The organism is Micromonospora sp. ALFpr18c (assembly GCF_008868155.1).
GTDB lineage: Bacteria > Actinomycetota > Actinomycetes > Mycobacteriales > Micromonosporaceae > Micromonospora.
This window is the reverse complement of record NZ_WBKR01000005.1, coordinates 1-15,879: the sequence shown is the minus strand read 5'-3', so window position 1 is coordinate 15,879 and position 15,879 is coordinate 1. Positions and strand designations below refer to the sequence as shown.

The following is a 15,879-nucleotide window of genomic DNA, read 5'->3' as shown; positions in this document are numbered from 1 at the left end:
GACGCGCCACGGGCGGTGGTGGGGGCGACGAATCGATTCGCAGCGATCGTATGTTCACGCTCACATTGAAGTCAACGAATGGCTTAGGCGGTGCCGGCGCTGGTCGTGTGCGGGCTGCCAGCGCCGGCGCCTCCCCTGCGGGGCCTATCGGCCCAGGATCCGCCACGTCTGGTTCAACGGGTTGCCCTGGCCGACCGCGTTGCAGGTCCACTGGTGGATCGGCGCGCGTGGCGCGGTGGAGATCGTGCTGACGTCGACGCACTTGCCGCTGTGCCGGGCGACGAGCTGATAGTCGTGCGAGTCGTTGCCGGAGTAGGTCACCCTGCGGAGGGTGAACTGCTGGTTGAGGCCGTTCAGGCAGGTCCACTGGTGCACGGCCGCGCCGTCAGCGGTGGACACGCCGCTGACGTCGAGGCACTTGCCGCTCTGCTGGTTGACCACCGTGTACGTGTTGGCCACGCCGGCGACCGGCCGGAAGTTCCAGAGCTGCTGGTCGCCGCCCTCGCAGTGGTACTGCTGCTGCACGGTGCCGTCGACGGTGCTCAGGCCGGGGTTGTCCAGACACTGCTGCGAGTGCTGGGCCACCGCCACCGACTGGAAGCTCCCGTCCGAGGGCGGCAGCGGGGTGACGGTGTAGGTGTCGGTCGGGTTGGCGTACGGCAGCGTCACGGTGGCGGTGTTGTTCGCGAGCGTGACGACGCTGTTCGAGACCGTGATCGGCCCCTGCACGGCGCCACCGCCATTGTGCGGGATGCGCTGGGTGAGCACCCGGACCTGGTTGTTCTGCACGATGCCGCTCGTGGTGTCCAGGCGCTGCAGGTTGACGGTCAGGTTCCCGGTGGTACGACCACCGCCGACGAGGACCTTCGCTACGCCGGTCGCCTTCGTGGCGTACGCGTCGTACGACTGGCTGGCGGTCACCGACGCGGTCTGCCCGGTCTGGGAGGCGTAGTAGCGGTAGGCCCACCACTCCCCCTTCGGCTGGTGCACGCCGGCCGAGTTGCGGACCAGCAGGTTGCCGAGGTCGTTGTGCAGGCTGCCGCCGCTGGCCCAGTTCGCCCGCAGGCCGTCCGCGCGCGCCCGCTCCAGCCGGGCGATGTACCAGGCGCCGTCGGCGGGGTTCTGTTCGTCGGGCGCGCCGTACTCGTTGATCTGGTACGGCCGGGGGTGGGCGATGCCGCGCGGGTCGAGGGTGGCGTTGGCGGCCGCGACGTTGGCGACCGGGTCACCGGGCAGCGAGTGCCAGCTGATGATGTCCGGCACCGTGTTGGTCGAGCGGACGAAGTCCAGGTACTGGTTCCAGAAGGTGTGCGTGGTCGACGGCACGCAGGCGCAGCTCGGCCCGACGATGAGCTGGTTGGGGAACTCCGCCCGGATGCGCTGGTGGGTGCGGCGCCACAGTTCGAGGTACTGCGAGATCGGCCGGTTCCAGAAGATCGTGATGTTGGGTTCGTTCCAGATGTCCCACTGCACGGACAGCCCGGACGCCCGGACGTCGGCGATGAGGCGGGTCAGGAAGTTGTCGTAGTCGGTCCAGTTGCCGTTGTCGCCGGGGAAGCGGGAGATCCCGGCGCCGTCCGCGCCCCACAGGTCGTGCGGCAGGATGATGAACTGGCCGCCCAGGGCGACGGTCCGGCGAGCCTGGGCGAGCGTGGAGTTCCACCGACGGTCGTAGCTCCCGCCGACCCAGCCGCTGCCGGGCAGTTGCGCCCCGCCGGCGCGCATGTACTGGAACTTGACGTCCCGGTAGAAGTGGTCGGCCGGACCGCTGGCGTTCTCGGTCATGCCGTAGATCCAGCCGGACGCGCGATAGGTCGGCGTACCGCTGGTCGTGGAGAAGTTGACGCTGATGGATTCGTCGGCGGCCCGGGCGGCGGGCGCGGCGACGGTTACGGCGCTGGCGGCGGCGAGCAGGCCGACCACGAGTCGGGCGACGAGCGAACGGGCTCGTCCTGACCTGCCGCGGGACGGGGTTTTCACGGGCGGCTCCTTGGTGGGGCGTGGGGGACGCTCTCCGGAGGCTGCGCTTGCGAATCGATTCGCAGGGATCGTAGGGCCGGACACTGAACCATGTCAATGAAGTGACGCCGCGGTAAAGCTGGTGTTTCCCGGCGTTACGTCTCCGCAGCTGATCACCCCTTGACCGCCAACCATAGACGGTCCTATCTTCGGGCGAACCGATTCGTCGAATCGATTCGCCCCATGGCCATACCTCGTCCGGCCCGCGGTCACCACCCACACACCCACCTGACGATCGACTTGAAGTGAGGCAGCAGATGACCGGAATCAGCCGTCGACGGCGCCTGGCCGCCGTCGCCGTGATAGCTCTCTCCGCGGTGGCCGGGGCCGCCTGCTCGTCGTCCGGCGGCGGGTCCTCCGACGGTGGCGGCGCCTACGTCGTCTGGGATCCGTACCCGCAGTTCGCCGACGACTCCGAATGGGTCGCGCTGCTCAAGAGGTGCGGCACCTCGGCGGGAGTGACGGTCGAGCGGACCGGCTACGACACCACCGACCTGACCAACAAGGCGCTGCTCGCCGCCCAGCAGGGAAACTCGCCGGACGTGCTGATCGTGGACAACCCGGTGATCTCGACACTGGCCGAGGCCGGCGCGCTCACCACCACCGATGAGAACAAACTGGACGTGTCGAGCATGGCGACGAACCTGCTCGGCGCCGGCCAGCGCGAGGGTAAGACGTACGGCGTGCCGATCGGAGCGAACACCCTCGCCCTCTACTACAACAAGGACCTGCTGACCGCCGCGGGCGTCGACCCGACGGCGATCACGGACTGGGCAGCGTTGAACGCGGCGCTGACCACGGTCAAGGCCAGGGGCAGGAAGGGCATCACCTTCTCCGCGATCGGCACCGAGGAGGGCAGCTTCCAGTTCCTGCCCTGGTTCTGGGGATCCGGAGCACAGCTCACCGGTCTGGACTCACCGCAGGCGGTGGCCGCCCTGACACTCTGGACCGACTGGCTCAAGCAGGGTCACGCCCCCAACTCGGTCATCAACAACACCCAGACCACGAGTTGGCAGGAGTTCGCCACCGGCGACTACGCGTTCGCCGAGAACGGCACCTGGCAGCTGGCCAACGCGGAGAAGCTCGGCTTCGCGTACGGCACCATCGCGATCCCGGCCAGCGCGGGCGGCCCCGCGCCGGCACCGACCGGCGGCGAGTTCGTCTCCATCCCGGTGCAGGACAAGACCGACCGGTACGCCACGTCGCAGAAGCTGGTCGCCTGCCTGACCAGCGCCGACAACCTGCTCACCACCGACACCACACTCTCCTACGTCGCGCCCGTGGCCGCCGTCCAGGATCGCCAGGCCGCCACCGACCCCAAGCTCAAGGTCTGGGTGGAGGCGGTCCGGGCAGCCAAGGGCCGTACCGGTGACAACCTCGGCACGAAGTATCCGAAGATCTCCGAGGCTCTCTGGACCGCGGTCCAGTCGGCCCTCAGCGGTGGGACGTCACCGCAGGAGGCGCTGAAGGCCGCGCAGGCCGCGGCCGCCACCCGGTAAGCGCGCCGAACCCACACCATGCCCGCCACCACACGGACCTCCACCACCGCACGGGACACCGGTGCGGCGGCCAGCGCCGCCCCCGCCGGGCCTCCCCGGTCCCGCGCCCGCCGACCCCGCCGATGGGCGGCGTGGGGCTTCCTGACCCCGGTGACCGTCTACCTGCTGGCCTTCTACGCCTACCCGCTCTATCGCAACGTCGAGCTGAGCCTGCGCGAGTACACCGTCCGATCGTTCGTTCAGGGCGGCGCACCCTTCGCCGGCCTGGACAACTACCGCACGGTCCTGGCCGACCCGACCTTCTGGCCGACGGTGACGCACACCGTGGTCTTCACCGCCGCCTCGCTCGCCGCCCAGTTCACCATCGGCATGGCACTGGCGCTCTTCTTCCACCAGCACTTCCCGCTGTCGGGCACCCTGCGCGCGCTGATCCTCGTACCGTGGCTGCTGCCGCTGATCGTCTCGGCGTCGACCTGGTCGTGGCTACTCAACAGCGACTCGGGGCTGGTCAACGCCGCGCTGGGCGTCGTCGGGATCGACCCGGTCAACTGGCTCACCTCGCCGGGCTGGTCGCTCACCTCGGTCATCATCGCCAACATCTGGATCGGTATCCCGTTCAACCTGGTGGTGCTCTACAGCGGCCTCCAGGCGATCCCGACCGAGGTGTACGAGGCGTCCGCGCTCGACGGAGCGACCGGCTGGCAGCGATTCCGGTCCATCACCTTCCCGTTGCTGCGCCCCGTCTCCGCGATCACGCTGCTGCTGGGGTTGATCTACACGCTGAAGGTCTTCGACATCATCTGGATCATGACCAGGGGCGGCCCGACCGGATCCTCCGCCACGCTCGCCACCTGGTCGTACCGACTCGGCTTCGGCAACCTGCTGCCCGAATTCGGTCCGGGTGCGGCCATCGGCAACCTGCTCATCGTGCTGGCCCTGATCGCCGGGCTCATCTACATCCGGATCGAGCGGAGGCAGCACCTGCGATGACCACCTCCACACCCCGGGTCTGGTGGAAGACCGCCGTCGGCCTGGTGCTGACCGGGCTGATGCTCTTCCCCGTCTACTGGATGATCAACGTGTCGTTCACCCGGGACCAGGACATGCGGGCCAGCCCTCCGCACCTGGTCCCGACCAACGGCACGCTGGACGGCTACCGGGCCGTGCTCGACCAGCAGCTGCCGTACCTCGGCACCAGCTTCCTGGTCGGCCTCGGCACGGTGGCGTTGACCGTGGCGCTGGCCGCCCCCGCCGGATACGCGCTGGCGAAACTGCGGCCACCCGGCGGCCCGGCGCTGAGCTTCGTCCTGCTGATCGCTCAGATGATCCCGGGAATCATCATGGCGATGGGCTTCTACGCCATCTATCTCACCCTCGGCGTCCTCAACACGCTGCCGGGCCTGATCCTGGCCGACACGACACTGGCGGCGCCGTTCGCCGTCCTGATCTTCACGGCCTTCATGTCCGGAATCCCCGACGAACTGCTCCAGGCGGCGGTGGTCGACGGCGCCGGCCGGCTGCGCACCTTCTGGTCGGTCGTGCTGCCGGTCAGCCGCAACTCGATCGTCACGGTGGCCCTGTTCGCGTTCCTGTGGTCCTGGTCGGACTTCATCTTCGCCTCGACCCTGGCCGGTGGTGGTGACCACCAGCCGATCACCCTCGGCATCTACCACTACATCGGCAACAACAACCAGCAGTGGAACGCCATCATGGCCACCGCCGTCGTCGCCTCCATCCCCGCCGCCGTGCTGCTGGTCCTGGCCCAGCGGTACGTCTCGATGGGCGTCACCGCCGGCGCCGTCAAGGACTGACCAACCGCACCAGAAAGGCAACCGCCACCCATGACCGTCGCCCCGTCCGGTCCGGAGTTCTCCATCCAGGACATCCCGTTCAGCTACCGCGGCTCCTGGCTCAACATCTCCCCGGTGGTAGCCGAGAAGACGTACGCCGACGACCTGCACCTGGTCTCCCACCAGACCGGGTTGCACCCCGTCCTGCGCCTCTCCCCCGAGGTCGCCGGCACCACCGTCGTCGCCACACCCGCGCTGCTGACCTGGCGGACCGGTCCCGGCCGGATCGAGGCCGTCTACGACGGACCGGACACCCTGCGGATCCGGGGCCGGCGGCTCGGCCTGCGGGTGGCCGCGGCGGCGAGCACCCTCACCCCGTTCAGCGGCACCTACCTCTATCTCGACCCGGTCGACGGCACGCACGTGTTCACCTCGTACGAGACCGGGCGCCGCTACCGGGTCACGGTGCTCGCCGGCGCTCTGGGTCGAAGCGGGGGCGTGGAGGCGCTCGGCGCCGCGGACCGGTTCCTGGACCTGCCGGGCGACCAGCCCTGGGAGATCGCGATCGAGGAGTACGCCACCGCCCGCCGGCCGTACACCGCATCCGTCCCCTTCGACCAGCTGTGCCACGACCGGAGCAGCGAGTTCACCGCGTTCGTCGACGCGGTCGCGCCGTGGCGCGGCACGGACACCCCGTCGGCCGAACTGGCCGCGTACGTGCTGTGGTCGGCCACCGTCGCCCCGGCGGGCTTCGTCACCCGACCGGCGGTCCTGATGTCGAAGCACTGGATGGACAAGGTGTGGAGCTGGGACCACTGCTTCAACGCGATCGCCCTGGCGGCCGCCGATCCGGAACTGGCCTGGCACCAGTTCCAGCTGCCCTTCGACCACCAGGACGCCTCCGGTGCCCTGCCCGACTCGGTCACCCACTCGGAGGTTCTGCACAACTACGTCAAGCCGCCCATCCACGGCTGGGCGCTACGTCACCTGCGCCGACGCCTCCCCCAGCCGCCGGACCGGGCGGCGCTGGCGCAGACGTACGACCGGCTGGCGCGCTGGACCGGGTTCTGGCTCGACGCGCGCCGAGCCCCCGGCCACGACCTGCCGCACTATCAGCACGGCAACGACAGCGGCTGGGACAACGCGACCACCTTCGACGACGAGCGGGTCCTCGAGACGGCCGACCTCGCCGCGTTCCTGGTCTCGCAGCTCGGCTGCCTGGCCGATCTCGCCACCGAGTTGGGCGAGCCGGCCGACCGGTGGTCCCGGGAGGCGGAGCGGATCCGCACGGCCATGCTCCGGGACCTGTGGGACGGTGAACGCTTCACCGCCCGCAGCCCGCACACCGGCCGGCGGCGAGCGAGCCGCAGCCTGCTCGACCTGATGCCGGTCGCACTCGGGGCGGACCTGCCCGCCCCGGTCGCCGACGCACTGGCCCGGGGCATCGACGCGCACCTGACCACGCACGGGTTGGCCACCGAACCGACGGACTCGGCACATTACGTCGCCGACGGCTACTGGCGGGGCCCGATCTGGGCGCCCTCGACGGTGCTGGTCGAGGACGGCCTGCGCCGGGCCGGGTACACCGGTATCGCCGACGACATCAGCCAACGGTTCCTCGCGCTGTGCGAGAAGTCCGGCTTCGCGGAGAACTTCGACGCGGAGACCGGTGCCGGGCTCCGTGACCGCGCGTACACCTGGACCGCCAGCAGCTACCTCATCCTCGCCGCTGCTCAGGAGGAGCGGCGGGTCAGGGGTGGGTGACCGGACCGGACCGGCGGGCCCGGACCGGACCGGTGCTGGAGCGCAGGGAGACGGGCGGGCTGTAGAGGCGGTGGCGTGGCACCGCCCCGGGAGCGGCGATGATCTCCAGCAGCAGCGCCACCGCCTCGGCGCCCATCTCGCGCATCGGCACGTCCGCGGCGGTCAACGGCGGGCGGAAGTCCTCCGCCCAGTGCTGCGCGGCCACCCCGGTGACGGAGAAGTCCGCAGGTACGGCCAGCCCGGCGCCGGTCAGCGCACGTTGCATGCCGGGCAACGCGGCCTCGTTGATGGTGGCCACCGCCGTGACGTCCGGGTGCGTCGCGAGCAACTGCTCCACACACGTCTCGCCGGATGTCGTGTCGTCACCGCAGCAGACGTCGACGCCGGTCAGGCCGCGTTCCAGTACGGCCGCCCGGAAACCGGCCAGCGCGCGATGGCTGGGGCCGTAGCCCGCGGCCACCAGTTCGGCGGAGCGGTTGACCAGGGCCACGTGCCGGTGCCCGAGATCGGCCAGGTGGTGCACGCACCGGGCGATCAGACCGGCGTAGTCGATGTCGATCCAACTCATTGCGTGCGGGTCGGCGATCCGACCGATCGTGACGAACGGCAGACCCGCCCTGGCCAGCCGGGTCACCCGGTCGTCCTCCAACCGGATCTCCATCAGGACGACACCGTCCACGCGACGGCCGGTGACGATCCGCTCGAACGACCGGTCGTGGTCGCCACCGGACGGGGACAGCAGCACGTCGAGATCATGGCGAGCGGCCGCCTCGACGACGCTGGCGACGAAGCCCAACTGCATGTCGGTCAACCGCTGGCTGGCCGGAGGGATCACCAGCCCGAGGGTGCGGGTGCGCCCCTCCTTCAGAGCGCGGGCGCTCGCGTTCGGCCGGTAGTCCAGCTCGTCGATGACCGCCTGGATCCGTTGCCGGGTCGCCTCCGACACCGTCCGTTTGCCGCTCAGCACGTAGGAGACGGTGCTGCGGGACACTCCCGCCCGGCGGGCGATCTCCCCGATGTTCATCCGTCGCCCTCGAATCGATTCTTGCCCCGAGACGGGGACGCGCCACGCTTCCTCCCGAGCATAACCGTCCTGAATTCGGTCCTCGGACGAGCAATTGACCCGGCCGGATTTCGGCGATCTCGCCACTCGGCCAGGTCCGCACCCAGGACGGCTAGCCAGCTCCATTGATGGGCATTAATCTTATAGGTATGACGTGTTACGTCGTCGTGACGTCATCACCACCACCGAAAGGATTCGATGACCGTGAAGAGGAGAGTGAGCCGCCTCCTGGCCACCGCGGGGACCATGCTGGGCCTGGTCGTCGGCGCCGGGGCGTACGTGACCTCGGGCGCGCCGGGAGCCCTGGCCGCCGGCACGGGACCGTGTGACATCTACGCCTCCGGCGGCACCCCGTGCGTGGCCGCGCACAGCACCACCCGCGCGCTCTACGGCGCGTACAACGGCCCGCTCTACCAGGTCCGCCGCTCGTCGGACAACACCACCCGCGACGTCGGCGTGCTCAGCGCGGGCGGCTACGCCAACGCCGCCACCCAGGACTCGTTCTGCGCCAGCACCACCTGCGTCATCACGATCATCTACGACCAGTCCGGCCGCAACAACCGGCTCACCCAGGCACCGCCCGGTCACTTCCCCGGTCCCGCCGCCGGCGGATACGACAACCTCGCCGATGCCAAGGCGGCCCCGATCACCGTCGGTGGCCAGAAGGCGTACGGCGTCTACATCGCCCCCGGCACCGGCTACCGCAACAACACCACCAACGGTGTCGCGACCGGCGACCAGCCCGAGGGCATCTACGCCGTCGTCGACGGCACGCACTACAACCAGTGGTGCTGCTTCGACTACGGCAACGCCCAGACCGACGGCCAGGCCGACTCGCCCGCGATCATGGAGACCGTCTACTTCGGCGCCAACAAGCAGTGGGGCTACGGCGCCGGCGCCGGCCCGTGGATCATGGCCGATCTGGAATGGGGCCTCTTCTCCGGCGTGAACGCGGGATACAACAACATCGCGCCCGTCAATCACCGTTTCGTGACGGCGATGGTCAAGGGCGAGCCGAACCACTGGGCGATCCGGGGCGGAAACGCACAGTCCGGCGGCCTCACGACCTACTTCGACGGGCCACGTCCCAATGGCTACCACCCGATGAAGAAGGAGGGGGCGATCCTGCTCGGCATCGGCGGCGACAACAGCATCACGGGCCGCGGCACCTTCTACGAGGGGGTGCTGACCTCGGGCTACCCGACGGCCGCCACCGAGAACGCCGTACAGGCCAACATCGCCGCCGCCGGATACGCGCCGGCCGGCGGGAGCACGCCGCAACAGAACGTGCAGATCGTCGGCGCGCAGTCCAACCGCTGCATCGACGTTCCCAACGGCACCACCACCAACGGCACCCAGGTCCAACTCTGGGACTGCATCACCAGCACCGCCCAACGCTGGACCTACACCGCCGCCAAGCAACTCCAGGTCTACGGCAACAAGTGCCTCGACGCCAGCGGACAGGGCACCACCAACGGCACCCAGGCCATCATCTGGGACTGTCACGGCGGCACCAACCAGCAGTGGAACCTCAACTCCAACGGCACCATCTCCGGCGTCCAATCCGGACTCTGTCTCGACGCCAACGGCGCCGCCACCGCCAACGGCACCAAACTCATCCTCTGGTCGTGCAACGGGCAACAGAACCAGCAGTGGGCTCTGCGGAGCTGAGCACGGCGACACCTGGCGCTCGGGCCGCCTTCCGCGCACCTGAACGACGGCGGCCCGAGCGGCGGGAGGCGCGATAGGTTGCGTAATCATGGCCACCACCGCCGACGTCCGCCGGGAGCTCGCCCGCCTCGCCGACCCACTTCGCGCCGAGGCGTCGAGCCGGTTCCTGCAGATGACCCCGGGCGGCTACGGCGAGGGCGACCGGACCATCGGTGTCCGGGTGCCGGACCAACGCAGGGTCGCCGCCCGGTACTGGCGCGACCTCTCCCTGGTCGACACGGCCGACCTGCTCCGCGGCGGCGTACACGAGGAGAGGCTGACGTCGCTGCTCATCCTGGTGCGCAAGTACGCCAAGGGCGACGAGGAGGAGCGAGACCGGATCTTCCGCCTCGTGCTGGCCAACACCGCCCACATCAACAACTGGGATCTGGTGGACTCGTCCGCGCCGTACATCGTCGGCCCCTGGCTGCTCGACAAGGACCGGAGTGTCCTGGACCGGCTGGCCGGGTCCGCCCTGGTGTGGGATCGACGCATCGCCATCATGGCGACGTTCGCGTTCATCAGGGCCGGTGACTTCCGGTGGACGTTCCGGCTCGCTGACCAGCTCCTTCACGACCCGCACGACCTCGTTCAGAAGGCGGTGGGCTGGATGCTGCGCGAGGTCGGCAACCGGGACCGGACGGCGGAGGAGGAATTCCTGGCCGGACGGCACCGGGTCATGCCCCGGGTCATGCTGCGCTACGCCATCGAAAAGTTCGAGCCGGAGCGGCGGCGGCATTACCTGTCCGGAAAGAGTTCCTCCACAACTCGGCACTAGCCTCACTCTCGTCACGATCTCCGGCGTGGCCCCTTCTCTCCTCCAGCGGCGGGGGCCACGCCGGTCCCCCGTCCCGGGGCCGAGCGACCGGGACTGGACGGTTCCGCCGCCCGGAGCGAGCGGCCAGGGTTACGGTGAGTCGCGCAGCACTCGCACTCCGCTCGTTCTCGCTCATCGGAAGGTGTGCCGTGGCGAACGATGCTCGCCGGCCTACCCCGGCCGATCCGATGCCGCACCTGACGCGTCGGAGTGACATACCGAGCGAGACGGTGCGCAACCTGCCACCGGAGTTGGGGCCGGACGCCGTCGGCGTTCTGGACCGCCGGACGTTTCTGTTCTCCAACGCGACCGGGGACGTGCCCGTCGGGTCGATCGGCGGCCTCGTCCCGCTGAGCCAGCTGCGCAGCGCGTTCCCCGTCCTGTCGCGCAGAAAGAACCGGACCGGCCCGGTCAGCCTGATCCAGCGACAGTTCCGGTACGGGTTCGGCAACGCCATCTCCCGGGAGGAATCCGACGAACTCCACCGTCGGTGGACGATCCCCGGCCCGGGTCGGCCGTTGTTCGAGGTGGCGTCGGCGAAGAAGGACCCGTCGTCGCCCGCGCAGGTGGACACCGCACGCGGCGACCGGGACCGCTGCTCATCGGGGCGGACAAGGATCACACCGTCCCGGGTTCCGTCGCCCGCAAGGCGTACCGCCTCTACTCCGACTCGCCGGCGGTGACCGACTTCCACCTGTACGACGACCGTGGGCACAGCCTGGTCCTCGACGAGGGTTGGCGGCAGGTCGCCGAGCGTACCCTTGTCTGGCTGCGGGAAGCGAGGCTTCTAGACTTGCCCGCCGGACGGGCGAGCGCGGCACCACGCGGCAGGGCGCACGAATACCGGAAAAGGACCACGCAATTGCCCAGACCGACCAGCACGCCCCGCACCGACCGGGTGAGCGGGCAGGCCACGAGCGACAATCTGCGCTTCCAGATCCTCGGTCCGCTCCGGTTCTGGCGAGACGGCATCGAGGTGAACCCCGGCCCGCAGCAGCAGCGCCTGCTGCTGGCACTCCTGCTCGCCAGGGCGGGGCGACCGATCAGCACGGACAGCCTGATCGAACTCATCTGGGGCAACGGGGCTCCGGCCGCCGCCCGCAACGTCATCCACAAGTACGTGGGTGCCCTGCGGCGGCTGATGGAGCCCACGCTCTCCGTCCGGCAGACCGGCTCGTACCTGCGGCGTCACGGCAACGGCTACCTGTTGACCGCAGGCACCGGCATGGTGGATCTGTTGACGTTCCGGGAGTTGGCCGGGGCCGCCAGGGCGAGTCTCGCCGAGGAGCGCCGCGAGGAGGCCCTGGACCTCTACGTCGACGCGCTCTGCCTGTGGCGTGGCTCCTCGAGTGACGCGCTGGCGTACGGGCCGGCCGCGACGTCGATCTTCGCTGCCCTCGACGAGGAGCTCCTCGACGTGTGCGGAGTGGCGGCCGATCTCGCGGTGACGCTCGGTCAGCCGGCCCGGGTGCTGCCACCCCTGCGGCTGGCCGCGTCCATCGCGCCGTTGAACGAGCAGGTGCAGGCGAGCCGGATCTACACGCTGGCCGCCGCCGGGCAGCAGGCGGAGGCCCTGTCGGTGTTCGAGACGGTCCGTGCCCGCCTCGCCGAGGACCTGGGCCTCGACCCCGGCGAATGCCTGCAGAGGGTGCAACGGCAGGTGCTGGGTCAGACGGTGACGCCGGCCGTCACGGCCGGCGTCACCGGCGTCGCACCCGCGGACACCGCGGCCGGCACCCCCGCACCGCTGACACGGCCGGCGCAGCTGCCACCCGACCTCCCGATCTTCGTCGGCCGCACCGAGGAACTCGCGACGCTCAACGAGTGGCTCACGACGTGTGACAGTGCTCGGACCGGCCCACTGGTCGTGGCCCTGGACGGCATGGGCGGCGTCGGCAAGTCGACGCTGGCCACGCACTTCGCCCACCGGGTCGCCCCCGAGTTCGTCGACGGCCAGTTCTGCCTGGATCTCCGCGGTCACGACGCCGAGGACGCCGCGATGTCGGCCGGGGAGGCCCTGCGCTCGCTGCTGTCGTCCCAGGGTGTCCGGGTGTCGAGCATGCCGGAGACGCTTGAGGCACTCGTCGGGACGTGGCGCAGTCTGACCGCGGGGCAGCGCATCCTGATCCTCCTGGACAACGTTCAGGACTTCACCCAGGTGCGCCCCCTGCTGCCGAACTCGGCGGAGAGTCTGGTGCTGGTGACCAGCCGCAAGCCCCTCGTCGGGCTCGCCGCTCTCGACGGGGCCTACCTGCTGCACCTCGACCCGCCGGACATGCCGACCGCCCGTGCGCTGCTCAGGCGCCGGATCGAGCGCATGCCGGGCCGATCCGCCGCGGACGTCGCCGCGCCCGGCGACGCCCTGGACGAGATCATCGAGCTGTGTGGGCGTCTGCCGCTGGCTCTGGCGATTCTGGGCGGCCGGTTGAGTGCCCGCCCCCGCCTGTCCCTCGCGGCCCTGGCCAGCGAGCTGCGCGACGGCACACAGCGGCTCGCGTCCTTCCCCGGCGGCCGTGGAGTCCGCGATCCCCGGGCCGCCTTCGGCTGGTCGTACCGCCAGCTCAGCCCGGACGCGGCCCGGCTCTTCCGCCTGTTCTCCGCCGCCCTCTCCCCCGGCATCACCGCCGAGGCATGTGCCAGCCTGGCCGGCACTCCGCCGCTGGTCGTTCGTGCCCTGCTCGCGGAACTCGCCGACGCGGCACTGCTCGACGAGGACGACCGGGGGCGCTTCACCTCGCACGTCCTCGTCAAGGCGTACGCGCAGGAGCTGTTCCTGGCCGAGGAGTCCGAGGCGGACCGGCGCGCCGCCGTCACCCGGCTGCTCCAGCACTACCTGCACAGCAGCCTGCACGCCATGGCGGTGCTCAGGCCGAAGGGCTCCCTGGCCGCGCCGCCCCCGGCCGGCGTCGGTGTCGTTCCGGAACGGCCCGGCACGTTCGACGAGGCCGTCCGGTGGTTCGACGACAACCACGAGATGCTCCACGAAGCGGTACGCGTCGCGGGAGACCTCGACTCGGCCATCGTCCCCTGGCAGCTGGCCCTCAGCATGCAGTCGTGGCTTCAGCGCAGCGGGCGGTTCCATGACTGGCAGGACGTCATGCGCCTGTCCCTGCGCTCGGCCCGCAGGACCGGGGACCGGGTCGGCGAGGCACACGCTTTGCGGAGCCTGGGCTGCGCCCGGCACTTCTTCGGGGCCCACCAGGAAGCCCGTGAGCTGCTGTCGGACGCCCTGAAGATCTTCGTGGACAACGACATGCCCCTGGAGCAGGCCGTCGTGCACCTGAACCTGCACCGCACCTACGGCGAACTCGGCCAGCACGAATCCGCGATCGAGCACAGCGAACGGGCCCGGGCGCTGTACCGGACCGTCGGCGTCGAGGACGCGGAGATCTGGACGGCGGAGGCTCGGGGACGGTCACTGGTGCTGCTCGGCGACACCGACCAGGCTCGGGAGTGCCTGGAGAAGGCGCTCGTGCTCGCCGAGAAGACCGGGCGGACGACCGACGAACCCGAGATCCGGATGTCTCTCGCGCGGTATTTCGTCGAGATCGGCCGCCCGGACGACGCCGTGGGGCAGCTCGACCAGGCCGTCCGCGTCGCAGCCGAGACCCGGAACCGGATCGACGTCTTCCAGGCCGAGATCCTGCTGCACGACACCCGGCTGTCCCTCGATGACGAGGCGGGCGCCCGTCGCGCGTGGCGCAACGCCCACGACACCATGGACGCCATGCAGAACGGCGGGACCCCGAGCATGCGGGAGACGATCACCGGCCGGGCGGGACACTGAACCAGGTCCGATCTCCACCCGCGATCCCGCCACCCCTTCAGCGCGAGCGCGGTCCGACGCACTAGCATTGCCGCGGTCCGGGACGGCGATGCTGAAACGAGGCGCAATGGGTTGGCTCCAGCGGTTGCTGGGTGGCGGGCGGGTCCAGCTCGATCCGGAACGGCAGCAGGCGTTGCTACGGGACGTCCACCACGGGTACGGCGCTCATGCGCGGGTCCGGTTTCCCGAGCAGGTGGAGGCGGTCACCGCGCTCCTGAACAGCGATGACGGCCTGGTGGTGGCGACCCGGATCGTGAGCCAGGTCGCCGATGAGGCGCACGCCGACCTCCAGGCCCAGGCCCAGGACATTCACCGGCGGACGGGCCGGCGGCTGCTGGTGAACCGCCGCAACTACCGGCCGCTGTGGAAAGAGGTGGGCCCGGCGCTGCGGTGGCCGCTGTTCGCTCTGCCCTGCGGCTTCCACCCGTACGCGCAACTGGCCGCCGCCGTCACCGTGATCGGCGGCCAGGCGGGCCGTCTCGATCGGGTGACCGACCCGAGCCCGCTCGTGACCCGCGTGTTCGAGGTGCTGGACCTCACCACCGCCGGCTGGGAGTACGGCCGGGTACGGGTGGACGCCGACGCCGCGGCCCTGGCCGATCGACTGATCTCGAGCGCGGCGCAGATCCTCGCCGCCATGGACGACCCGCCCCGGCTGCCTCCCGCGGTCCGGGAGCTGATGCGCCGCAACAACACCCTGGGTGTGCACGATCCGGCCGGACCCCGGGCGGTGGGTGGCTTCAACCTGGGCGCACGGCTGCGGGAACAGCTACTGGCCTGAGGCGGCGCCACGCCCGACGGGGTCAGACGTCGGCTTCGAGGGCGAAGGTGTTGCCGTCCGGGTCCTGGAACCACGCGATGCGTCCGCCTCCGGCCCGCGCGGTGATGCCCCGGGCGTCGTGTTCGAGTTGGTCGTAGCGGACGAACTCGACACCGGACGAGGTCAGCTCGTCGACGATCTGGTCGATGTCGTCGACGTACCACGTCGCCAGCGTCGCCGGGGTCTTCCCGGCGGTGATCGACTGGTACACGTTCAGCGCCGGCCCGCCACCGGAGGCGTAGATGCGGCTGCCGTCGGCGATGGTGGCGCTGGGACCGGACCGCAGTGCCTCCAGGCCCAGCCTGCCCTCGTAGAAGGCGACCGCCACCTGTATGTCGGACACGGCGACCGAGGCTCTGAGGTGATACGCGCTCAAGGGCATGGACCACTCTGGCACACGTGGGCGTCGATCCGGTTGCGCCGCCCGGAGCCCTGATCGACTCCCCGCACGCGACGACAGGGCGGGCCCGGTGGTGTGCCGGGCCCGCCCTGTCGTGGTGGTGTCAGCGTTGCAGGGTGAGGAGGCCGGGTCGGTAGGGCAGGAGGCCGTAGTCTCCGCCGGAGTTGGGGG

At 70.2% G+C, this 15,879-nt stretch carries 12 protein-coding genes; 9 read left to right on the top strand and 3 right to left on the bottom strand.

Going from position 1 to position 15,879, the window contains the following annotated elements:
* Positions 1-144: 144 nt before the first annotated feature.
* Positions 145-1,980, bottom strand: a complete 1,836-nt coding sequence (locus tag F8271_RS02180) for an RICIN domain-containing protein (protein WP_151487909.1) — start codon at positions 1,978-1,980, stop codon at positions 145-147.
* Positions 1,981-2,276: 296 nt separating this feature from the next.
* On the opposite strand from F8271_RS02180, the gene F8271_RS02175 reads away from it, so the two are divergent.
* The 4 genes from F8271_RS02175 to F8271_RS02160 are packed head-to-tail and all read left to right on the top strand — an operon-like array spanning position 2,277 to position 7,072.
* The gene (locus F8271_RS02175; protein WP_151487908.1) at positions 2,277-3,518 is read left to right on the top strand and encodes an extracellular solute-binding protein; all 1,242 of its coding nucleotides are present in this window, start codon (positions 2,277-2,279) and stop codon (positions 3,516-3,518) included.
* Positions 3,519-3,536: 18 nt separating this feature from the next.
* Positions 3,537-4,508, top strand: a complete 972-nt coding sequence (locus F8271_RS02170; protein ID WP_151487907.1) for a carbohydrate ABC transporter permease — start codon at positions 3,537-3,539, stop codon at positions 4,506-4,508.
* A complete protein-coding gene (locus F8271_RS02165) occupies positions 4,505-5,329 on the top strand; it encodes a carbohydrate ABC transporter permease (protein ID WP_151487906.1) in 825 nt (274 codons plus the stop codon). Before F8271_RS02170 ends, F8271_RS02165 begins: the two co-directional genes overlap by 4 nt.
* A 30-nt stretch (positions 5,330-5,359) precedes the next feature.
* Complete coding sequence (locus tag F8271_RS02160) at positions 5,360-7,072, top strand: amylo-alpha-1,6-glucosidase (RefSeq protein WP_151487905.1); 1,713 nt, start codon at positions 5,360-5,362, stop codon at positions 7,070-7,072.
* On the opposite strand, the gene F8271_RS02155 is transcribed toward F8271_RS02160, so the two are convergent.
* Positions 7,059-8,096, bottom strand: coding sequence for a LacI family DNA-binding transcriptional regulator (locus tag F8271_RS02155; protein ID WP_151487904.1), 1,038 nt, complete (start codon positions 8,094-8,096; stop codon positions 7,059-7,061). The genes F8271_RS02160 and F8271_RS02155 overlap by 14 nt on opposite strands.
* A 237-nt stretch (positions 8,097-8,333) precedes the next feature.
* Between F8271_RS02155 and F8271_RS02150 the strand changes: the two genes are divergently transcribed.
* The 5 genes from F8271_RS02150 to F8271_RS02130 all read left to right on the top strand — a co-directional run bounded on the left by F8271_RS02150 (position 8,334) and on the right by F8271_RS02130 (position 15,269).
* Positions 8,334-9,806: an arabinofuranosidase catalytic domain-containing protein gene (locus F8271_RS02150; protein ID WP_151487903.1), complete on the top strand. Its 1,473-nt coding sequence runs from the start codon at positions 8,334-8,336 to the stop codon at positions 9,804-9,806.
* An 88-nt stretch (positions 9,807-9,894) separates the two neighbouring features.
* Positions 9,895-10,623, top strand: coding sequence for a DNA alkylation repair protein (locus tag F8271_RS02145; RefSeq protein ID WP_151487902.1), 729 nt, complete (start codon positions 9,895-9,897; stop codon positions 10,621-10,623).
* Positions 10,624-10,892: 269 nt separating this feature from the next.
* Positions 10,893-11,345, top strand: coding sequence for a hypothetical protein (locus tag F8271_RS02140; RefSeq protein ID WP_151487901.1), 453 nt, complete (start codon positions 10,893-10,895; stop codon positions 11,343-11,345).
* A 179-nt stretch (positions 11,346-11,524) separates the two neighbouring features.
* On the top strand, positions 11,525-14,449 hold the full coding sequence (locus tag F8271_RS02135) for a BTAD domain-containing putative transcriptional regulator (protein WP_151487900.1): 2,925 nt from the start codon (positions 11,525-11,527) through the stop codon (positions 14,447-14,449).
* A 106-nt stretch (positions 14,450-14,555) separates the two neighbouring features.
* Positions 14,556-15,269 (top strand): hypothetical protein, encoded by a 714-nt coding sequence (locus tag F8271_RS02130; RefSeq protein WP_151487899.1) that lies wholly within the window; start codon positions 14,556-14,558, stop codon positions 15,267-15,269.
* 22 nt (positions 15,270-15,291) lie between these two features.
* Here the strand turns inward: F8271_RS02130 and F8271_RS02125 are convergent, their stop codons facing one another.
* Entirely contained in the window at positions 15,292-15,651 is a 360-nt protein-coding gene (locus F8271_RS02125; RefSeq protein ID WP_255473634.1) for a VOC family protein, read from the bottom strand.
* Between the last annotated feature and the right edge of the window lie 228 nt (positions 15,652-15,879).

Bases quoted from the DNA above. Each gene is read 5' to 3' on its own strand.
- F8271_RS02175 (WP_151487908.1), top strand. From the start codon at position 2,277: ATGACCGGAATCAGCCGTCGACGGCGCCTGGCCGCCGTCGCCGTGATA.
- F8271_RS02170 (WP_151487907.1), top strand. From the start codon at position 3,537: ATGCCCGCCACCACACGGACCTCCACCACCGCACGGGACACCGGTGCG.
- F8271_RS02165 (WP_151487906.1), top strand. From the start codon at position 4,505: ATGACCACCTCCACACCCCGGGTCTGGTGGAAGACCGCCGTCGGCCTG.
- F8271_RS02160 (WP_151487905.1), top strand. From the start codon at position 5,360: ATGACCGTCGCCCCGTCCGGTCCGGAGTTCTCCATCCAGGACATCCCG.
- F8271_RS02155 (WP_151487904.1), bottom strand. From the start codon at position 8,096: ATGAACATCGGGGAGATCGCCCGCCGGGCGGGAGTGTCCCGCAGCACC.
- F8271_RS02150 (WP_151487903.1), top strand. From the start codon at position 8,334: ATGACCGTGAAGAGGAGAGTGAGCCGCCTCCTGGCCACCGCGGGGACC.
- F8271_RS02145 (WP_151487902.1), top strand. From the start codon at position 9,895: ATGGCCACCACCGCCGACGTCCGCCGGGAGCTCGCCCGCCTCGCCGAC.
- F8271_RS02130 (WP_151487899.1), top strand. From the start codon at position 14,556: ATGGGTTGGCTCCAGCGGTTGCTGGGTGGCGGGCGGGTCCAGCTCGAT.